The organism is Sphingomonas sp. TF3 (genome assembly GCF_003985085.1).
Lineage (GTDB): Bacteria > Pseudomonadota > Alphaproteobacteria > Sphingomonadales > Sphingomonadaceae > Sphingomonas.
In genome coordinates this window covers 98225-117315 of record NZ_RWKS01000002.1, presented here as the reverse complement: position 1 = coordinate 117315, position 19091 = coordinate 98225, and the positions used below count along the sequence as shown (strand labels likewise).

Genomic DNA, 19091 nt, shown 5'->3' with positions numbered 1-19091 from the left:
GTTTTACGCCGGCATCGCCTGCAGCTTTTGCAGATAGGTTTCGATCAGAACGAGGCGACGTTTCCGTGCTTCCTCGGTAACCGCCCGGGCGACCGCGAGTCGCTCCGCCGTAACGCGACGCATGTAGAAGTGGCGATCGGATTCCACGACGTCCCATCCTTCCGGAGATAAGCGATCCGACAAGGCCCCCGCCTGCCGCGAATCGTATAAAAGCGTCATGACGGGATTGGCGATGTTGCACCACAGCAACAGGTTGGTGGAATCCCTGAGTCGTTGCGCGAGCGCGACGAAATGAGTGACCGTGTCGCGAAGGCGGTCTCAGTAGCGCAGATATGGCTGCCGAATCTGCTCCCAGGCCTCCTCATCCGCCGCCGCCAACACGTTGAGATCGGCCGGAGTCGCGGTCGCGTCATCTGTCCACAAGCGCAAGCCCGGTCCCCCGTTGATGACGTCGATCGGCAATTTGCCGAAAGCGTATTCGTAGGGGAAATCGCGCCACAGATCATAGTCCGGGTACAAGGCTCGGATCGCCTTGAACGCCAGCGCCTGTACCCGCCAGGGGCGGAATGCCGCGTGATCGTAAGACGGCCCCTCGGCATGGATCTGCACGCCATTGCACAGCGTCTTCACATGCTTGTGAAAGGTCGGTTCGAACCAGATGTCGCGCAAACGCGCGCCGGCGAGCCAATCGGGTGCCAGGCGGCGCATTTCGGCGACGACCGCGCGCGCATCAATGTCAGGCGCGCCGAACAGTTCGAGCGGGCGTGTGGTGCCGCGCCCCTCGGACAAAGTGGTGCCCTCCAGCATCACCGTGCCGGGATACGCGCGCGCCATCATGACATTGGGGGCATTGGGACTGGGGTTGATCCACACGCGATCGGTCGGCCAGCCGAAGCCGGGGGCGGCGTCGGGCTGCCAGCCTTCCATTTCGATCACGCGATACTCGACATCGAGTTTCAGCAGATCGATGAACCAATGGCCGAGTTCGCCCATCGTCAGCCCGTGGCGCATCGGCATCGGCCCCGCGCCGACGAAGCTCTCCCAGCCCGGCAGCAATGTCAGCCCCTCGACCGGACGGCCGACAGGATTGGGGCGATCGAGCACCCACACCGCCTTGCCATGTTCGGCAGCGGCTTCGAGCACATAGCGGAGCGTGGTGATGAAGGTGTAGATGCGCGTGCCGAGATCCTGCAGATCGACCAGCATCACGTCGAACGTGCCCATCGATTGCCCGGTGGGCCTGCGAACTTCGCCGTAGAGGCTGAACACGGGGATGCAGTAGGTCGGATCAGTGAAGTCGGGCGATTCCTCCATATTGTCCTGCAAATCGCCGCGCACGCCATGCTGCGGGCCGAACATCGCGGTGACGTTCAGCCCGGCGGCGATCAGCGCATCGACCGAATGCGTCAGGTCGCGCGTGACGGAGGCCGGGTGGGCGAGCAAGGCGACGCGCTTGCCCTCCAGCGGCTTGCGCAAGGCGGGGTCGGCGAGGAGGCGATCGATACCGAAGGTCATGGACGCTCAGGTGCCGGGAGGGTCGCGATAAAGCAATCCCGGTTGTGGAAATCGGGCGGGCCGGGCGCATGGGCGAGCGCCCAATAGGATTTGGTGCCGTCGGTTTCCTCGATGACGGCCGTCAGGCCGAGATCAAACGGTTCGCCTGGGAGATCGGAAAGAGGCTGCTCGACCTCGACCAGATAATCGGAGGTGTCGTCGCCGCGATCGACGAGCGGCGGGGTGGACAAAGGCAGATCACGCCCGCCCGCGCGGTGCGCATCGAAGCGGTACGCCGCCCATTGGGTCGAGGGCGAATAGTTGAACTCGACATAGACCTCCGACCCCGGCAACCCCAGAAACATCTCGCCACACGTCGTTTTCCATAAGTCATCCCTACGCGTGGAGGTCGCCCAATCAGGGAGCGCGACATGGTCATTGCCGTGGACGATGAAGGTGAGCAGCAGCGCACCCTCGCGCACGACGATCCGAACGCGCACTGCCTCGACCTTGGCCGGCGGCGTGTCGGGGTGCGGTACCAGCTCATATTCCTGCATCAGCGCGTCCTTGGTGATGGCGGAAGACCGCAAGTCGCGTTCTTTGCGGTTGCATGATCTGGTCTTGCCCGTCGCCCCATCAACATTGCCGCTCTTTCTTGTTCCATGCCGGGATCACCCGCAGCCGACGCTTGCCCCAATAGCTCAAATCCATCGAGATCCTGACTGGTATGCCTGTGTGCGTGTAGATGATCTGGTCGCCACGATCACCGCTGCCTGTGTTGCAGCTTCGCCAGCCCTGCTTTTCCAGCACATCGGTGATCTTATAGACGGCATATTGGTCCTGATCGTGCCACACCGTCACCTGGTCGAAGCCGCCGCTGCCGTCGTTGCCGGTCAGGTCCACCGCAGCCTCATAGGGGCCCGTACCATCGATCATCACGCCGTGGCGGCGGCAGCGCAGGCTGCCCCAATCGGGTGTGACGCAATCGGTGAAGCCCGCGCGGCGGGCGTCTGTCACGCTGCCGCTGACGGGCAGCCCAGCGAACATCACGCGCGGCGGTGGCGGTTTGGAGCTTTGCGCGCCGCATCCCGCGAGCAGCAGGAACGCCAGGCAGGGTGCGGATCGTGCCATGAACGGGAACCTTGGCGGTAGCGTGTACCGGTTAAACGAGAGGCGAAACCATGACGATAAAAGCGACCGTCGCGATGGCATAGCCATGAATTGCGCCGTAGCGGAACAGCGCCAAGCACCGCCCGAGCGGCAATCGCTGGAAAAATCCCGCAACTGCGCTTATGTGCCGCCGTTCCCATGGCAACAACACTCCCCTCCCCGCCGAAGATCGGCATGGTCTCGCTCGGCTGCCCGAAGAATCTGGTCGATAGCGAACGGATCCTGACCAAGCTGCGCAGCGATGGCTATCAGATGTCGCCCGATTATGCCGGGGCCGATGTCGTGCTGGTCAACACCTGCGGGTTTCTCGATTCGGCCAAGGAGGAAAGCCTCGAAGCAATTGGCGAGGCGATTGCCGAGAATGGCCGCGTCATCGTCACCGGCTGCATGGGCAAGGAAGCCGAGACGATCCGCGCGCGCTTCCCCAATGTGCTGGCCGTTACCGGCGCGCACCAATATGAGGAAGTGGTCGGCGCGGTGCATGACGCCGCCCCGATGCCGCCGAGCGCGTTCCTCAATCTTGTGCCCGAAAGCGGGCTGAAGCTGACCCCGCGCCATTACAGCTATCTCAAGATTTCCGAGGGCTGCAACCACCGCTGCGCCTTCTGCATCATCCCGAGCCTGCGCGGCGATCTTGTCAGCCGCCGCCCCGATGCGATCCTGCGCGAAGCGGAGAAGCTGATCGAAGCAGGCACCAAGGAATTGCTGGTGATCAGCCAGGATACCTCGGCGTACGGTGTCGACATCCGCCACCAGCCGCGGATGTGGCATGGCGAAGAAGTCCGCGCGCATATGACCGACCTGTCGCGCGAGCTGGGCAAATTGGGCGCGTGGGTGCGGTTGCATTATGTCTACCCGTACCCGCATGTCGACCAGGTCATCCCGCTCATGGCCGAGGGGCTGATCCTCCCCTATCTCGACATCCCGTTCCAACATGCCAGCCGCAACGTGCTGAAGCTGATGAAGCGCCCGGCGAACGAGACCAAGGTGCTCGAACGCATCAGGCATTGGCGGACGATCGCGCCCGACATTGCGATCCGGTCGACCTTCGTGGTCGGCTTCCCCGGCGAGACCGAGGACGATTTCGCCTATCTGATGGACTGGCTGCAGGAAGCACAGCTCGACCGCGTCGGCGCGTTCCGCTTCGAGCCGGTCGAGGGCGCGGCGGCGAACGCCCTGCCCGATCCGGTGCCCGAAGCGATCAAGGAAGAGCGCTACGCTCGCCTGATGGAACTCACCGCGCGCATCTCGGCCGAGAAATTGCAGGCCAAGGTCGGCCGCACGCTCGACGTGATCATCGATGAGGTTGGCGAGGATGGCGCGACCGGGCGATCCAAGGCGGATGCGCCCGAGATCGACGGCGAGGTGTTCCTGCGCGATACCGGGCATTTGACGCAGGGCGACATCGTGCGCGTCGAGATTGAGGATGCCGACGAGCATGATCTGTACGGGGTGCCGGTCGCCTGAACGTCAGCACGGCTTGCGCAGGGGCCTCGCGCTTCCGATAAAGGGCGCATGATCTTCAACCCCGCAGCCTTGCTGCAGCCCGATCGCGGCCAGCCCGCGCGCCTCATCCATGTCGTGCATCCCGACCAGTGGGAGAGCTGGCTGAAGGCCCAGCCGCCGCGCATTCGCACCACGGTGGCGGCGCATCGGCTGACGGGCAAGGCGGGCAACCGCGCGGTGCTGCCGGGCGACGGGCCCGATGACTGGGCGATGCTGCTGGTGTGCAACGAAAGCCTCGATTCGCCGTGGCGGATCGCCTCGCTGGGGGAGCAATTGCCCGAAGGCACCTATCGCCTGGCCGAGGGCGAGCCCGGCGCGGCGATGCTGGGCTGGGCGCTCGCGCAGCACCGGTTCGACCGCTATCGCAGCGACGAGGTGACGACGGGCGGGCGCGTGCTGCTGACCGGCGAGCCCGCGCGGATCGAGGAAACGGTGCGTCTGGCGCAAGCGGTGGCCAGTGTGCGCGATCTGGTCAACACCGCTGCCGCCGATCTCGGGCCCGCCGAGCTGGAGGGTGAGGCTGAGGCGCTGGCCAAGACCCACGGCGCGAGCGTGGTCGTCACCAAGGGGGATGCGCTCGCAAAGGGCTATCCGATGATCCACGCGGTCGGCCAGGCCGCCGCCAAGGGGCGCGAACCGCGGCTGATCGAGCTCGAATGGGGCAATCCGGCGCATCCGCGCATCGCGATCATCGGCAAGGGCGTGTGCTTCGATTCGGGCGGGCTCGACATCAAGCCGTCTTCGGGCATGCGGCTGATGAAGAAGGACATGGGCGGCGCGGCCCATGCCCTCGCCCTCGCCGGGCTGGTGATGGCAGCGCGACTGGCGGTGCGGCTGCACCTGCTGATCCCGGCGGTGGAGAACAGCATAGCAGGCAACGCCTTCCGCCCCGGCGACGTGCTGCGCACGCGCAAGGGGCTGACGGTCGAGAACACCAATACCGATGCCGAAGGGCGGCTGGTGCTGGGCGACGCGATCACCCGCGCCGCCGAGGAGACGCCCACGCTGATCCTCGATTTCGCGACGCTGACCGGGGCGGCGCGGGTGGCGCTGGGGCCGGATCTGCCCGCGACCTTCGCCAATGACGATGCGCTGGCCGAGGCGTTGCTGGCGGCGGGCACGGCGGTGTACGATCCCTTGTGGCGGATGCCGCTGTGGGATGGCTATGACGACATGCTGTCCTCCGACATTGCCGACATGGTCAACGCGCCCGATGGTGGCTTTGCCGGCGCAGTGACGGCGGCGCTGTTCCTGCGGCGCTTCGTGCCCGAGGGCACGCCATGGGCGCATTTCGATACCTTTGCGTGGCGACCTTCGGCCAAGCCGGGGCGGCCCAAAGGCGGCGAGGCGCTGGGCTTGCGCGCGGCCTGGGCGATGCTGAAGGCGCGCTATCCGGGGTGAGCTGGGCACAGTCGTCACCCCGGCCCTGTGCCGGGGTCCACCGTCATCCGAGACCTTTGGCCGCAGAATGTGCGGCACGGTGGATGCCGGGACGAGCCCGGCATGACGGGGGAGCGTAGGAAGGGGTTGGGCGATGAGACTGCAGATGATCTTGCGGTATTTCCGGACACTGTTGGTCGCGCTCGCGGCCCTGCCGATGGCGGCGATTGCCGCCCCCTCCCCGATCCTGCTCTCGGAATTCATCGACCCCGCCCCGCCTTACCCGCAGGCGCATGCCTCGACCATCGTCGAGCTGCCCGACGGCACGCTCGCCGCCGCATGGTTCGGAGGCACGGGCGAGAGCCGCCCCGACGTGACGATCTGGTTTGCGCGCAGTGGGGCGCATGGGTGGGACAAGCCGGTTTCGGTCGCCGACGGGCAAAGCGCGGACGGGACGCGCTACCCGACCTGGAACCCGGTGCTGTTCCAGCCGCCGGGCGGGCCGCTCACCCTATTCTACAAGGTCGGCCCCAATCCGCGTGGCTGGTGGGGGATGGTCAAGACCTCCAGCGATGGCGGCCGCCACTGGAGCACGGCGCAGCGCCTGCCCGAGGGTGTGCTGGGGCCGATCAAGAACAAGCCGGTGGTGCTGGCGGACGGAAGCTGGCTGTCGCCCTCCAGCCGCGAAGTCGGCACGCCCGAGGAAAACCACTGGTTTATCCGCATGGAACGCTCGACCGATCGCGGCAAGACATGGACGGTCGAGCCGCAAATCGCCTCGCCCATGGGAATCGAGGCGATCCAGCCGAGTGTGCTGACCTTCCCCGACCCTACCCGCCTGGCGCTGATCGCACGGACGCGACAGGGCGCGCTGGCGATGAGCTGGTCGCACGATGCCGGCAAGAGCTGGTCGCCCTTAGTGGCGGCGGACTTGCCCAACCCCAATGCCGGCACCGACGCGGTGACGCTGGCCGATGGACGGCAGTTGATCGTCTACAACCACAGCGCGCACTGGCCCGATCAACCGGGCAACGGCCCGCGCTGGCCGCTCAACGTGGGGCTGTCGGATGACGGGGTGCACTGGCGCAACGTGCTGACGCTGGAGGACAAACCGCTGCCCGATGGCTATGCCTATCCGGCGGTGATCCAGACGCGGGACGGGCTGGTGCACATTAGCTATACCTATAACCGGACGCATATCCGGCATGTGGTGGTCGATCCGGCGCGGCTTGGGGGGTAGGTTTGGACGCTTCTGGTTTCGCCCAATAGCGGTCTTGGCAGCAGCGGGATACAAAGGGGTATGAAGCATCAAAATCTGCCGATCCTAATCTCTCTTCTCGCTTTGAGCGCGTGTTCGAACTGGAAGGCGTCGGCACCCTTGCCGTCACCTGATGGCAAAACAATCGCCCAGATCGAAGTTGCACTCGCGGGTGCGCCTGCCGACAATAGAACGCGTGTAGTAATTCGCAACGGAACGGGCGGTGGTTTGCCTAAGTCGGTCAATGTTGTGGAGGCTGACAATGCAATCGTTGGCTACACTCGCCTGCGCTGGACTGACGCTAATCACTTAGAAGTAGTGCTCTGCGACGCGACTTCATTTCACGTCATTGCCGAAAATATGCGGGAGCCCGGATATGTGGACATAGGCAGAGCCGATGGGGTTGGTATGCCAAACGCGGTGTGGGTAGAGGTCCTGAACTTTACATACTCGGAAACGAAGCGAAATTGCCTTCCCCGCGCAGACCCTAGCTAACGGCAGCTTTCCACCACTTCTCGCCGTTCGCGATCTATAGGGGCTATGGCCTAAACGGTGTGCCCTCCAAGCTGCTCCCCGACAAAGGCCGAGGAAACTTGGTTCGCCGCAAGGACGGATCGAGGAGCGCGTCTGATCGCGGTCCCGCACCGCCGGAGGCCAACCCACCCCCAGCCCCTCCCTTCCAGGGAGGGGAGAAGTGAGATTGCCCTTCTTCCTCCCCTTCCTGGAAGGGAGGGGCTGGGGGTGGGTCGCTCTCCGTATCGGGAAACGGCAGTCTGCACGAACGCCGGGAGTAAGCAACGGCGACACTTAACGGCAAATCCCTCTCCCATCGGGAGAGGGAGGGAGCGGCGAAGCCGCGGAAGGGTGAGGGTGACTGGAGGATATGGTGCGGGTCGCCCTCACCCTTCCCACCGCTGGCGCGGCGGGCCCCTTCCCTCTCCCGGTGGGAGAGGGACATTCGATCACTGTGAAAGGGCGCGCCTTAACCCCTCACCCCTCGGTCTTGGGCGTGACCCAGACCGACACCGGCACGACGAATTTGCCGGGTGCGGGTTTGCCGACTTCGACGCGGTCGGCGGTGACCAGTTCGCCGGTGGCGAGGTTGAAGGAAATCCAGGGCTTGGGCATCCGCCCGAAGGTCATTTTCTGGATGGGCTGGCCGGTGGCCGTGTTCATGATCGTGGCAATAACACTCATCGCGCCCCGATAAGCGGCGCGCGGTTTGCGTGTCCAGTGGGGATTGGGACGCTCCGGACGGTACCCCGCCTCCCCCCGTTCGTTTCGAGCGAAGTCGAGAAACCAGGCACAGCGCTTGTAGCTGTTTCTCGACTACGCTCGAAACGAACGGAGAAAGCGGAGAAAGGAGCAACGACGCGCCCCCCTACCCCGCCGCTTCGATGATCGGCACGAATTTCGCCGCGGTCAGGCTGGCGCCGCCGACCAGCGCACCGTCGACATCCTCGGTTTCCAGAATCGCCGCCGCGTTCGCGCCCGTGACCGATCCGCCATAGAGGATGCGGATGGTGTAGGCGGCGTCGCCGACCAGCGTGCGCAGCTTGGCGCGCGCGATCGAATGGACTTCGGCGATTTCGTCGAGCGTCGGCGTGCGGCCGGTGCCGATCGCCCAGCGCGGTTCATAAGCCAGCGTCAGCCACGCGCCGGTGGCGAGATCGGGCACGGATTTCTCGATCTGCGCCTGCACCACGCGCGCGGCGCGGCCGGCGTCGCGCTCGGCATCGGTTTCGCCGACGCACAGGATGACGCCGAGGCCGTGGCGGTGCGCGGCGCTGGCCTTGGCCCAGGCGTCCTGGCTGGTTTCGCCCTGGTCGGCGCGGCGTTCGCTATGGCCGACGATGGTGAAGCTCGCGCCCGCCTCGGCAAGCATCGATGCCGACAGGCAGCCGGTGTGCGCGCCGCTTTCCGCCGCATGGACGTCCTGCCCGCCAATGGCGAGACCGGGCACGCGCTGGACAGCGGGGGCGATCAGCGTCGCGGGCAAGGCAATCGACACATCAACCGCGGGATGTGCGCGCGCGACCGCCGCGATCGTGTCGAGTTCGGCCAGAGCGGCCAGACTGCCATTCATCTTCCAATTGCCGGCGACCAGCTTGCGACGTGTCATGCCCATCCTCTTTTTCTGCCTTTGGCCCCGCGATAACGCCCCTGCCGGATCGCACAAGTCCAAGCCCCGGCTTGAAGCGGCCCGATCACCCCCCTAAAGCAGCGGGATAAAGCACCAGATAGATTGGCCGTCCCCGCTCATGCTCAGTTTTTTCCGCCGAATGATCCGCCACCCGCTGGGGGCCGCCGTCGCGCTTGGATTTGTGGCGTTGCTTGGCCTGGCGTTCGTGCTGTCGGATAAATCGGGCCTGTCGGGCAGCGGCACCCCCGCCGCCAAGGGCGACACCGTCGCCACCGTCGGCAACAAGACGATCGCACTGGGCGATTTGCAGGCGGCGGTACAGCGCGACTTCAACCAATATCGCCAGGAGCAGCCGTCGCTGACGATGGCGCAATTCGTGGCCGGCGGCGGGTTCGACGCGACGCTGGAGCGGCTGATCGATTCGACCGCCTTCCGCCAGTTCGCGCAGAAGCAGGGCATGGTCGTCAGCAAGCAGGCGGTCGATGCGGTGATCGCAAGCCAGCCGGGGCTCACCGGGCTCGACGGCAAGTTCGATCAGGCGCGCTATGAAGCGGTACTGAAGCAGAACGGCACCAGCGACGTGCAAGTCCGTACCGACATTGCCGACCAGACACTGACGCGCCAGTTGATCCTGCCGACGATCGGCGCGAGCCAGGTGCCGGTGCAGCTGGCGCTGCCTTATGCCAGCCTGTTGCTGGAAAAGCGCAACGGCACGGTCGGCTTCATCCCCAGCCAGGCGGTCGCAGCGGGCCCCGCCCCGACCGAGGCGGAACTGAACACCTTCTATACCCGCAACCTGTCGCGCTACCGCGTGCCAGAGCGGCGGATCGTGCGCTATGCGCTGGTCAATGCCGCCGCCGTCGCCGCCACGCCAACCGATGCCGAGATCGCTGCGGCCTATAAGGCGCAGGCGGCAAGCTTCGCCGCCGCCGATCTGCGCACGATCGCGCAAGTCGTCGTCGCCGATCAAGCTGCCGCCACCGCGCTCGCCGCCAAGGTGCGCGCAGGCACGCCGATCGAGCAGGCGGCACGCGCCGCCGGGCTGGAAGCCGCGACGCTGACCGACCAGAAGAAGGCGGCCTATGCCGGGCAGACCTCTCCCGCCGTTGCCGATGCGGCCTTTGCCGCCAAGGCAGGCGATGTCGTAGGGCCAGTGCGCGCGCCGCTTGGCTTCATCGTCGCAAAGATCGTGAAACAGCATCTTCAGCCCGCCAAGTCGCTCGCCGAGGCGACGCCCGGCCTGCGCGAGACGCTGCAGAAGCAGAAGACGGCAGCAGCGCTGACCGACAAGCGCAACGCGATGGAAGATGCGCTGTCCAAGAGCAATTTCGACAATCTCGTCACGCAGCAGAAGCTGACACCGCTGCGCACCCCCGCGCTGCTCGCGGGCGGGCAGGACATCGACAACCCCGCCGCCAAACCTGACCCCGCCCTCGCGCCGATCCTCGCCGCCGCCTTTGCAGCCCAAGCCGGAGACAGCCCGCAAACGGTGCCGCTGGGCCCAGATGGCAGCTTTGCGCTGGTCGCGGTCGAGAAGATCGTACCCGCGGCACCGCGTCCGCTGGCGCAGATCCACGATGCCGTGGTGCGCGACTTCACGCTCGACCGTGGCCAGCGCGAGGCACGCAAGATCGCCGCAAGCGTCGTCGCCAGCGCCAATAAGGGCACACCGCTGGCCGAGGCGCTCGCCGCGACAAAGCTGAAGCTGCCGCCACTGCGCCCGGTCAACGCGCCCCGCGCCGCGCTGATGGCAAATCCGCGCCAGGTGCCAGCCCCGCTGTCGCTGCTGTTCAGCATGGCCGCCAAGACCACCAAGCTGCTCGAAGCGCCCGACAAGGCCGGCTGGATCATCGTCCATCTCGACTCGATCGAATCGGGCGATGCGCGCGGCAATGACAAGGTGATCGCGGGAACGCGCGCTGACATTGGCAAGGTGATCGGCCGCGAATATGCCGGTGCCTTTGGCAAGGCCGTGCAAAAGGCAGTCGGCACCACGCGCAACACCGCTGCGATCGCCAAGCTCAAGCTCGACATGCTGGGTGGCGTGAGTGCGACCGATCAGCCCTGATACTGCGGCAGCACACGCCGCGCTCGCCACCGGTCGCCCGGCGCTGCTGTGGCAGCGCCAGGTCGCCGATACCGAAACCCCGGTCGCGGCCGCGCTGAAGCTGATCGAGCCGGGGCGGGGCGACTTTTTGCTCGAATCGGTCGAGGGCGGAGAAACGCGCGGGCGGCATAGCTTGATCGGGCTCGCGCCCGATCTGGTGTTCCGCGCGCAGGGCCATGACGCCGCGATCAACCCGCACTGGCTGACCGATCGCGAGGCGTTCGTGCCCTGTGCGGAACCGACGCTGGAGGCTTTGCGGGCACTGGTCGAGTCGTGCCGGATGGACGTGCCTGCCGAACTGCCGCGCGCGCTGGCCTGCCTGGTCGGCTATTTCGGCTATGAGACGATCGGGCTGGTCGAACGGCTGCCCCGGCCCGAGACCGACGCATTGGGCCTGCCCGACATGATGTTCGTGCGTCCGACGGTGGTGCTGATCTTCGACCGGCTCGCCGACGCGCTGTTCCTGGTCGCGCCGGTCTGGCCCGATGCTACGCGTACGCCCGAGGCGATCGTCGCCGAGGGGCTGGAGCGGATCGAGACGACTGCCGCGCGCCTCGCGACCGCGCCTTTGCCTGCGCCCGTGCGGGGCGAGGCGAGCGAGATCGCGCTGACTCCGACACTGCCGCCCGGCCGCTATGCCGAGATGGTGGCGCGCGCGAAGGAGTATATCGTCGCGGGCGACATCTTTCAGGTGGTGCTGTCGCAGCGTTTCACGGCACCGTTTCCACTGCCCGCGTTCGAATTGTATCGCGCGCTGCGGCGGATCAACCCGTCGCCGTTCCTCTATCATCTCGATCTGCCGGGCTTTGCGCTGACCGGATCGAGCCCGGAAATTCTGGTGCGCGTGCGCGACGGCGAGGTGACGATTCGCCCGATCGCCGGCACGCGCCCGCGCGGCAAGACCGCCGCCGAGGACGAAGCCAATCGCCAGAGCCTGCTCGCCGACCCCAAGGAGCGCGCGGAACATCTGATGCTGCTCGATCTCGGCCGCAACGATGTCGGGCGCGTGGCCACCGCTGGCAGCGTGACGGTGACCGCCAGCTACACCACCGAATTCTACAGCCATGTCATGCACATCGTCTCGAACGTCATCGGCCAGCTAGCGCCCGAGCATGACGCGCTCGACGCGCTGTTTGCGGGCTTCCCGGCGGGCACGGTCAGCGGGGCACCGAAGGTGCGTGCGTGCGAAATCATCGCCGAACTGGAGGGTGCCGTGCGCGGCCCTTATGCGGGCGGCGTCGGCTATTTCTCGCCTGATGGATCGATGGATTCGTGCATCGTGCTGCGCACCGCGATCGTGAAAGACGGCATCATGAACGTGCAGGCGGGGGCGGGAATCGTTGCCGATAGCGAAGCGGCGTATGAACAACGCGAATGCGAGGCCAAAGCGGGAGCGCTTCTCGCCGCCGCGCGCGAGGCGATCGCGCGGGCGGCAGAGAGCGGGTTCGGGCAGTAATAAGCGTCAGCGCTGCGCTTACTTACCCCCCCCCTTTCGGGCTGAGCTCGTCGAAGCCCACCTCTCCACGGGAGCGGGCGTGCCCCCGTGGCGAGATGCCCTTCGACAGGCTCAGGGCGAACGGAGGGGAAGCGTGTCGACGCGCCGCCTCGTTACGGAACCTGGCTCGCCTGACGCTTCGCATCGGCCTTTTCGGCGGCATATTGTTCGGCACGCAACTTGGCACAGCCGGTCTGGCCGCCCGAGCCGGTCGGCGAGCAGGTATCGGGCAGGCCACCTGCACGGCGGCCGACATCGTCCATCAGGGCGGCGCGATTGACCCAGCTCTGGTTCTGCGCCGGGATCGGCTTGTCGTCGCGCAGCGCCTTGGGAATGCGGTAGGGTTCGCCGACGCGCGCGCACACGACGATTTCCTCATCGGGATTGTTGGACTGCGGGCATTTTTCGTTACCCGTCAGCGTGACCGAGCGAATCCGGAGCGGCGGCTTGCCCGACTCGGCCTGTTTGGCTTCGGTCGTCGAAGCCTGCGGCGCGGTCTGCGCAAACGTCGCGGTGGAGATTGTGGCCAGCAAAACGGCGACGGCGAGAGAGCGCAGCATGGGAAATTCTCCTTGGGACACGGCAACGTGTAGCACGTCTGGTTAGATCCAACCTGAACGGCGTCTTTATCACCGCGATTGTCGTATCAGCACAAACAGGTTAGCGGCGCGCCATGATCCTCGTTATCGACAATTACGACAGCTTCACCTGGAACCTGGTCCACTATCTGATGGAGTTGGGCGCGGAGGTAAAGGTCGTGCGCAACGATGCGCTGACCGCCGCCGAAGCGCTGGCCAGCAATGCGCAAGGATTCCTGATCTCCCCCGGCCCGAAGACGCCGACCGAAGCCGGCATCTCGCTCGACCTGGTCGCGGCCTGCGCCGCCGCCGGGCGACCGCTACTAGGGGTGTGTCTGGGTCATCAGGCGATCGGCCAGCATTTTGGCGGACGCGTGGTGCGCGGCGGGTTGATGCACGGCAAGACCTCGCCAGTCACGCATGACGGAACGGGCGTGTTCAAGGGGCTCCCCTCGCCCTTTACCGCGACGCGCTATCATTCGCTGATCGTCGAGGATTTGCCGGAGACGCTGCTGGTCAACGCGCGCGCCGATGACGGCTCGGTGATGGGCGTGCGCCATGCGACGCTGCCCATCCATGGCGTGCAGTTCCACCCCGAGAGCATCGCCACCGAACATGGCCATGCGATGCTCGCCAATTTCCTGGCGGATGCGGGGATTGTCGGATGACCACCCTCGCCCTCCTCCCCGATACGGCATCGCCGCTCAGCCGCGAAACCGCCGCGCAGGCGTTTGCCGACCTGCTCGACGCGCGGACGTCGGAAAGCGAAATCGAGGCCTTCCTGATCGGGCTGACCGAACGCGGCGAAACGAGCATCGAAATTGCCGAGGCAGCGCGCGCGATGCGCGCACGCCTGCTGCCGATCGATGCACCGCCGGGCACCGTCGACGTCTGCGGCACCGGCGGCGACGGGCATCATACACTCAACGTTTCGACCGCGGTCTCGATCGTCGTCGCCAGCACCGGCGTGCCGGTTGCCAAGCATGGCAATCGCGCGGCCTCGTCCAAGGCGGGCGCGGCGGATACGCTGGAGGTGCTGGGCCTCGACATGCACCGCGCCGGGTTGTGCGCGGAGGCGAGCCTGCGCGATATCGGCATCGCCTTCCTGTTCGCCGCCAATCATCATCCGGCGATGAAACGCATCACGCCAATCCGCCAGCGGCTGGGCCGCCGCACGATCTTCAACCTGATGGGTCCGCTCGCCAACCCCGCCGGGGTGACACGCCAGCTGATCGGCATCGCCCGCCCCGATTACGCAGCGACCTATGCCGCAGCGCTCGAACAGCTCGGCACCGAAGCGGCATTGGTCGTATCGGGCGAGGAAGGGCTGGACGAGTTGTCGAGTGCCGGGCGGAGCGTCGCGGTCAGCGTTGGACAGGTGGACTTGCCCGGCATCATCGTGCCCGAAGACGCCGGATTGCCGCGCCACCCGGTCACCGCGATCCGCGGTGGCGACGCAGCGTATAACGCCGCCGCGCTCCGCCGCTTGCTTCAGGGCGAAGCGGGCCCGTACCGCGACGCTGTTCTCCTCAATGCCGCCGCCGCGCTGATCGTGGCGGGCACCAGCCAGAGCCTTTCCGAAGGCGTGGAGATCGCGCGCGACGCGATCGACAGCGGCGCGGCGAACGGCTTGCTCGATCGATGGATTGCCTATTCATGACCGACGTTCTCACCCGCATTCTCGAAACCAAACGCGCCGAGGTCGCCGCGCGCAAAGCGACGACCGCAATCGCCGAACTCGACGCCCGCATTGCCGCTCAAACCGCGCCGCGCGGCTTTCGCGCCGCGCTCGATGCGCGCGCCGAGACCGGCTATGCGCTGGTCGCCGAGATCAAGAAGGCCAGCCCGTCCAAGGGCCTGATCCGTGCCGATTTCGATCCGCCCGCCCATGCCGCCGCGTATCAGGCGGGCGGTGCGGCGTGCCTGTCGGTGCTGACCGACGAAGCGTGGTTCCAGGGGGCGGACAGCTATCTGACCGCCGCGCGCAATGCCTGTACACTGCCGGTGCTGCGCAAGGATTTCATGGTCGATCCGTGGCAAGTGCCCGAATCGCGTGGGCTTGGCGCAGATGCGATCCTGCTGATCATGTCGGCGCTCGACGACGGACTGCTCGCCGAGATCGAGGCGAGTGCGCTCGAATGCGGCATGGACGTGCTGGTCGAAGTGCATTCGCACAGCGAAATGGAGCGCGCGCTGAAGCTCAAGTCGCGGCTGATCGGCGTCAACAACCGCAATTTGCGCGATTTCACGGTGGATTTCGCGCGCACCTATGAACTCGTGTCCAAGGCGCCCAAGGGCTGCACCTTCGTCGCCGAAAGCGGGCTTACCACGCGCGCAGATCTCGATGCGATGGCCGAACATGACATTCGCTGCTTCCTGATCGGCGAATCGCTGATGCGCCAGAGCGACGTCGAAGCGGCAACACGCGCGCTGGTCGGATGAGCGAGCTCACCCATCTCGATGCCGCCGGTGCGGCGCATATGGTCGATGTCGGCGGCAAAACGCCGACCCGACGTGAAGCCGTGGCGACGGGGCGGATCGACATGATCCTCGAAGCCGCGCGCGCAATCCGCGACGGGACTGCGCTGAAAGGCGATGTGCTGGCGGTGGCGCGGGTCGCGGGGATCATGGCGGCCAAGCGCACCAGCGAATTGATCCCGCTCTGTCATCCGCTACCGCTGACGCGCGTGGCGATCGATCTGGTGGTGGACGACCGTGGCGTCACCGCGACCGCGACGGCGGCGACCGAGAGCAAGACCGGGGTCGAGATGGAAGCGCTGACCGCCGTCACGGTCACGCTGCTGACGATCTACGATATGGCCAAGGCGATCGACAAAGGCATGACGATCGGCGGCGTACAATTGCTGACCAAGACCGGCGGCAAATCGGGCGATTGGGCGCGGGTGGGCTGAATCACCTGCCTCGTAGATCAGCGTTAGCATCCGATGCTCAACAATCACAGCGCCTCAGTGACACGATTGTCATTAGCGGAGGTTGAGCCAGAGGGGTATGCTAGCACGCCGATCATGCCGTGGAGACGACAAGATGCGATACGCGGTTTTTGCTTTTGCCCTCGCGGGCCTCGCATCAACCTCTGCGTCGGCGCAAGACCAATTTGCTGAGCGTTGCACCGGAACAGAAACCGTCCAATTTGGCACGAACGCGCCTATGGTCGTTCCTTACACCATAACATTCAGTGCGGACCTGGCAGCAGGATATTATTGTTACGCTGAGTGTAGGCCCCAGCAGACATATCCCATTAAGGATCGGGCATCGTATCCAATAAAGCTGGCTGACATGCAGACGCCTGAGCAGTCTCGCTTAATCACCTTCGATCGTAAGACCGCGACCCTCACCGACCATCAAATCATTCGACTTGTTGGCACCACCATAAGAAACGCAAAGGCCACTTGTCTAACGGCGGCGTTCCACAAACCGCAAACCGGCAACTGATCGCCGACGTGGGCCAAACCGGATCGCTGCGTTCTGGCAGCGCCCATATCCGGTTTGCCCCCCAACGGTGAACGCGACCTGCCGAAGCAGGCCGCGCCCTCAGCCCCTTAGAACTTGCCGCTCAGCGACACGCCGATGATGCGCGGGTCGTTGAACACGGCGGCGTTGTAGTTGTCGAGCACGCCCTTGAGGTTCTTCTCATTGGTCAGGTTACGCACGAACACGGCCAGTTCGTACTTGTTCTCAGGGGCGGCGTAACCGGCCTTCAGACCCGCTTCGAAAGTGCCGTCCGAGGTGTACTCGATCGTCTTGTACGGCACGAAGCTGGTATAGCCCTGCAGCGTCACGTCGCCCGCGAGGAACAGCTTGCCGCCATTGCCCAGCGGATAGTCATACCGTGCATTGGCATCGAGCTGATATTTCGGCGCGTCGGGCAGGACGTTGCCGTTGATCTGCGCGAGCGTTGCCGCGCCGACATTGATCGTCGGGTTGAGCACGGTGCAGGTGACGACGCCGTTGAGCTTGCAGACCGGCGCATAAACGCGCGTGTCGTTGATCTCGGTGTGCAGCACGCTGCCCCCCAGGCCGAGCGTGAACTCGGGCACCGGACGCCAGGTCAGCTCCGCTTCGCCGCCCCAGGCCTGCGCCTGGTTGGCGTTGAACAACAGGCCGTTATTGTTGGCGTCGTTGCCGTTCAGCTGGATGTTGTGGACCTTGTAGTAGAAGCCCGTCGCGTTGAAGCGCAGCGTGTTGCCGAACAGGTTCGACTTGATGCCGGCTTCATACGACGTGATCGTCTCCGACGTGGCCGTCACGAAGGCCGAGCTGAACACGGCGTTGCGGCCCTGGATCGTCGGCCCGCGGAAACCGTGCGAAACGCGCGCGAACACGTTCACATTCGGCTCGACTGCATAGTTGAGGCTGCCTTCCCAGCTCGGCTGGGTATCGGCCAGGCGCACATAGCTCGCGGCCGCAGCCGGGAAGGTCGATACGCCCGCTGCGTTGCGCGGCGGCGTGACGAGGCGCGTGGTCTTTTCGTCATAGGTCACGCGCACGCCACCGGTCAGCGTCAGCTTGGGGAGCAGCTCGTAGCTCGCCTGGCCAAAACCGGCATAGGACGTGTTGACGTTGCGCAGCACGACGAAATTGTTCGGGTTGGGCGTGGTGCCGAACGAATTGTCGAGCAGGAAGAAACCGCGCTGGTCAAATTCGGTCGTATCGCGCGATTCGAAGTAGATGCCGCCGATCTGCCACTTGAAGCGACCGGTGCCGTTGCTGGCCAGACGCAGTTCCTGGCTCAGCTGGTCGAGATCGCGCACGCGGCCCTGGCTCTCGCCGTAGAACTTGCCGCCCGCGAAATTGACCGCAGCACCGCCATCGGTGTCGCCGCGGCTATAGCCCGACGTCGATTCATACGCGGTGATCGAGGTCAGCGTGACCGCGCCGAAATCGTTCTTCGCGTTGAACGAGCCGCCATAGGTCCGGTACGCTTGTGGGTTGTTATGGCCCTCATCGAGCGCGATGCTGTCGCGCGGTTCGGCGCTGACATCGTTGGTGCCGAGCTTGATCGCGCCGCGATGGAAGATCGTCGACGTGCCCGAGTAATTGCGCGCATGCGCCGAAACGATGCCGGTGAAGCCGGTTTCGGGCGGGGTCAGCATCAACTGGAGGCGGACATCCTTTTCCTCGAACCCGCCGAGCTTGTTCTTGCCGCCGACGGTGCCGTCGTCGCTCGGGCCGGTATAGCTGTTGTCGATCCAGTTATCGCGACGCTGATACAGGCCCGACACGCGGAACGAGAGCACGTCCTTGACGATCGGCCCGCCGACGCCGGCGTCGACCGACACCGTGTTGTAGCTGCCATAGGACGCCGTCGCACGGCCTTCATAATCGTTGGTCGGCTTGTTGGTGTCGAACTTGATGATGCCGGCCGTGGTGTTACGGCCGAACAGCGTGCCCTGCGGCCCGCGCAGCACTTCGATCTGGTTCACGTCGAACACCGGGTTCGACTTCAGCACGACATGCTCGAGCACGACGTCGTCCTGGATGATCGACACGGGCTGCGACGCGCCGAGGTAGAAATCGATATTGCCGAGGCCGCGAATGTAGAAGCGCGGGAAGATCTTGCCGGTGGTCGTCTCGGCATAGAGGCCGGGGACGCGGTTGGCGAGTTCGAGCAGCGTATCGCCGCCACCCGCCGTGAAGTTGCGCAGATCGGCACCCTGCAGCACGCCGACCGAAACCGGCACCTTCTGCAGGTTCTCGCTGCGACGTTGCGCGGTGACGACGATGTCCCCGAGATTATCGTCGGCGGCGGGCGTCTGCACCGCTGCGGCTGCGGCAGGAGCATCCTGCGCGCTGGCAGCGCTGGCACCGGCAAGCGCGACAAACGCGGTGCCGAACAGGAGTGCGGACTTGGCGACGAGTGATTTGGACACGATGTTCCCCATTTGTGAGTTTAGCGTACTGCGGACATGACAACACGCGCGCAGCCCCCTTTGCGGGTG

At 65.4% G+C, this 19091-nt stretch carries 17 protein-coding genes; 9 read left to right on the top strand and 8 right to left on the bottom strand.

All coding sequences use genetic code 11. The annotated features are described in order from the left end of the window. Positions 1-3 precede the first annotated feature (3 nt). The 4 genes from EJC47_RS20940 to EJC47_RS02150 form a co-directional block, all read right to left on the bottom strand. Positions 4-147, bottom strand: a complete 144-nt coding sequence (locus EJC47_RS20940) for a hypothetical protein (protein WP_185867534.1) — start codon at positions 145-147, stop codon at positions 4-6. A 171-nt stretch (positions 148-318) separates the two neighbouring features. Next, on the bottom strand, positions 319-1515 hold the full coding sequence (locus tag EJC47_RS02160; protein WP_126845296.1) for an exo-beta-N-acetylmuramidase NamZ family protein: 1197 nt from the start codon (positions 1513-1515) through the stop codon (positions 319-321). Further along, the gene (locus EJC47_RS02155; RefSeq protein WP_126845295.1) at positions 1512-2084 is read right to left on the bottom strand and encodes a DOMON-like domain-containing protein; all 573 of its coding nucleotides are present in this window, start codon (positions 2082-2084) and stop codon (positions 1512-1514) included. Before EJC47_RS02155 ends, EJC47_RS02160 begins: the two co-directional genes overlap by 4 nt. Positions 2085-2130: 46 nt before the next feature. Further along, on the bottom strand, positions 2131-2625 hold the full coding sequence (locus EJC47_RS02150) for a hypothetical protein (protein ID WP_126845294.1): 495 nt from the start codon (positions 2623-2625) through the stop codon (positions 2131-2133). A 177-nt stretch (positions 2626-2802) separates the two neighbouring features. Here EJC47_RS02150 and rimO point away from each other — a divergent pair, with 177 nt between their 5' ends. The 3 genes from rimO to EJC47_RS02135 all read left to right on the top strand — a co-directional run bounded on the left by rimO (position 2803) and on the right by EJC47_RS02135 (position 6790). Then, on the top strand, positions 2803-4131 hold the full coding sequence (rimO, locus tag EJC47_RS02145) for a 30S ribosomal protein S12 methylthiotransferase RimO (protein ID WP_126845293.1): 1329 nt from the start codon (positions 2803-2805) through the stop codon (positions 4129-4131). 48 nt (positions 4132-4179) lie between these two features. Next, entirely contained in the window at positions 4180-5571 is a 1392-nt protein-coding gene (locus EJC47_RS02140) for a leucyl aminopeptidase family protein (RefSeq protein ID WP_126845292.1), read from the top strand. 133 nt (positions 5572-5704) lie between these two features. Continuing rightward, on the top strand, positions 5705-6790 hold the full coding sequence (locus tag EJC47_RS02135; RefSeq protein WP_260591447.1) for a sialidase family protein: 1086 nt from the start codon (positions 5705-5707) through the stop codon (positions 6788-6790). A gap of 1008 nt (positions 6791-7798) precedes the next feature. Here EJC47_RS02135 and EJC47_RS02130 read toward each other — a convergent pair. Both EJC47_RS02130 and tpiA read right to left on the bottom strand, forming a co-directional pair. Further along, the gene (locus EJC47_RS02130; protein ID WP_010408130.1) at positions 7799-8005 is read right to left on the bottom strand and encodes a hypothetical protein; all 207 of its coding nucleotides are present in this window, start codon (positions 8003-8005) and stop codon (positions 7799-7801) included. Positions 8006-8189: 184 nt separating this feature from the next. Further along, positions 8190-8930, bottom strand: coding sequence for a triose-phosphate isomerase (gene tpiA / locus EJC47_RS02125; RefSeq protein ID WP_126845291.1), 741 nt, complete (start codon positions 8928-8930; stop codon positions 8190-8192). A 139-nt stretch (positions 8931-9069) separates the two neighbouring features. Here tpiA and EJC47_RS02120 point away from each other — a divergent pair, with 139 nt between their 5' ends. Both EJC47_RS02120 and trpE read left to right on the top strand, forming a co-directional pair. Further along, positions 9070-11019, top strand: coding sequence for a SurA N-terminal domain-containing protein (locus EJC47_RS02120; protein ID WP_126845290.1), 1950 nt, complete (start codon positions 9070-9072; stop codon positions 11017-11019). Next, the gene (gene trpE, locus EJC47_RS02115) at positions 11000-12514 is read left to right on the top strand and encodes an anthranilate synthase component I (RefSeq protein ID WP_185867533.1); all 1515 of its coding nucleotides are present in this window, start codon (positions 11000-11002) and stop codon (positions 12512-12514) included. The genes EJC47_RS02120 and trpE overlap by 20 nt, the downstream gene beginning before the upstream one ends. Positions 12515-12666: 152 nt before the next feature. Here the strand turns inward: trpE and EJC47_RS02110 are convergent, their stop codons facing one another. Continuing rightward, positions 12667-13113, bottom strand: coding sequence for a hypothetical protein (locus EJC47_RS02110; protein ID WP_033966966.1), 447 nt, complete (start codon positions 13111-13113; stop codon positions 12667-12669). A 113-nt stretch (positions 13114-13226) separates the two neighbouring features. On the opposite strand from EJC47_RS02110, the gene EJC47_RS02105 reads away from it, so the two are divergent. From EJC47_RS02105 to moaC, 4 genes are read left to right on the top strand one after another with little or no spacing between them, the layout of a single operon-like run. After that, positions 13227-13799 (top strand): anthranilate synthase component II, encoded by a 573-nt coding sequence (locus tag EJC47_RS02105; RefSeq protein WP_126845289.1) that lies wholly within the window; start codon positions 13227-13229, stop codon positions 13797-13799. Beyond that, positions 13796-14791 (top strand): anthranilate phosphoribosyltransferase, encoded by a 996-nt coding sequence (trpD, locus tag EJC47_RS02100; protein WP_033966963.1) that lies wholly within the window; start codon positions 13796-13798, stop codon positions 14789-14791. The genes EJC47_RS02105 and trpD overlap by 4 nt, the downstream gene beginning before the upstream one ends. After that, positions 14788-15573: an indole-3-glycerol phosphate synthase TrpC gene (gene trpC / locus EJC47_RS02095; RefSeq protein WP_126845288.1), complete on the top strand. Its 786-nt coding sequence runs from the start codon at positions 14788-14790 to the stop codon at positions 15571-15573. The genes trpD and trpC overlap by 4 nt, the downstream gene beginning before the upstream one ends. Next, positions 15570-16043 carry a cyclic pyranopterin monophosphate synthase MoaC gene (moaC, locus tag EJC47_RS02090; RefSeq protein WP_126845287.1) on the top strand — a complete coding sequence of 158 codons (474 nt, stop codon included), beginning with the start codon at positions 15570-15572 and terminating at the stop codon, positions 16041-16043. The genes trpC and moaC overlap by 4 nt, the downstream gene beginning before the upstream one ends. A gap of 648 nt (positions 16044-16691) precedes the next feature. Here the strand turns inward: moaC and EJC47_RS02085 are convergent. After that, positions 16692-19034 carry a TonB-dependent receptor gene (locus tag EJC47_RS02085; RefSeq protein WP_081988839.1) on the bottom strand — a complete coding sequence of 781 codons (2343 nt, stop codon included), beginning with the start codon at positions 19032-19034 and terminating at the stop codon, positions 16692-16694. Positions 19035-19091 lie beyond the last annotated feature (57 nt).

Coding starts and splice junctions, on each gene's coding strand:
- EJC47_RS02160 (WP_126845296.1), bottom strand. CDS start 1,515: ATGACCTTCGGTATCGATCGCCTCCTCGCCGACCCCGCCTTGCGCAAG.
- EJC47_RS02150 (WP_126845294.1), bottom strand. CDS start 2,625: ATGGCACGATCCGCACCCTGCCTGGCGTTCCTGCTGCTCGCGGGATGC.
- rimO (WP_126845293.1), top strand. CDS start 2,803: ATGGCAACAACACTCCCCTCCCCGCCGAAGATCGGCATGGTCTCGCTC.
- EJC47_RS02140 (WP_126845292.1), top strand. CDS start 4,180: ATGATCTTCAACCCCGCAGCCTTGCTGCAGCCCGATCGCGGCCAGCCC.
- EJC47_RS02135 (WP_260591447.1), top strand. CDS start 5,705: ATGAGACTGCAGATGATCTTGCGGTATTTCCGGACACTGTTGGTCGCG.
- EJC47_RS02130 (WP_010408130.1), bottom strand. CDS start 8,005: ATGAGTGTTATTGCCACGATCATGAACACGGCCACCGGCCAGCCCATC.
- tpiA (WP_126845291.1), bottom strand. CDS start 8,930: ATGACACGTCGCAAGCTGGTCGCCGGCAATTGGAAGATGAATGGCAGT.
- EJC47_RS02120 (WP_126845290.1), top strand. CDS start 9,070: ATGCTCAGTTTTTTCCGCCGAATGATCCGCCACCCGCTGGGGGCCGCC.
- EJC47_RS02110 (WP_033966966.1), bottom strand. CDS start 13,113: ATGCTGCGCTCTCTCGCCGTCGCCGTTTTGCTGGCCACAATCTCCACC.
- EJC47_RS02105 (WP_126845289.1), top strand. CDS start 13,227: ATGATCCTCGTTATCGACAATTACGACAGCTTCACCTGGAACCTGGTC.
- trpD (WP_033966963.1), top strand. CDS start 13,796: ATGACCACCCTCGCCCTCCTCCCCGATACGGCATCGCCGCTCAGCCGC.
- trpC (WP_126845288.1), top strand. CDS start 14,788: ATGACCGACGTTCTCACCCGCATTCTCGAAACCAAACGCGCCGAGGTC.
- moaC (WP_126845287.1), top strand. CDS start 15,570: ATGAGCGAGCTCACCCATCTCGATGCCGCCGGTGCGGCGCATATGGTC.
- EJC47_RS02085 (WP_081988839.1), bottom strand. CDS start 19,034: ATGGGGAACATCGTGTCCAAATCACTCGTCGCCAAGTCCGCACTCCTG.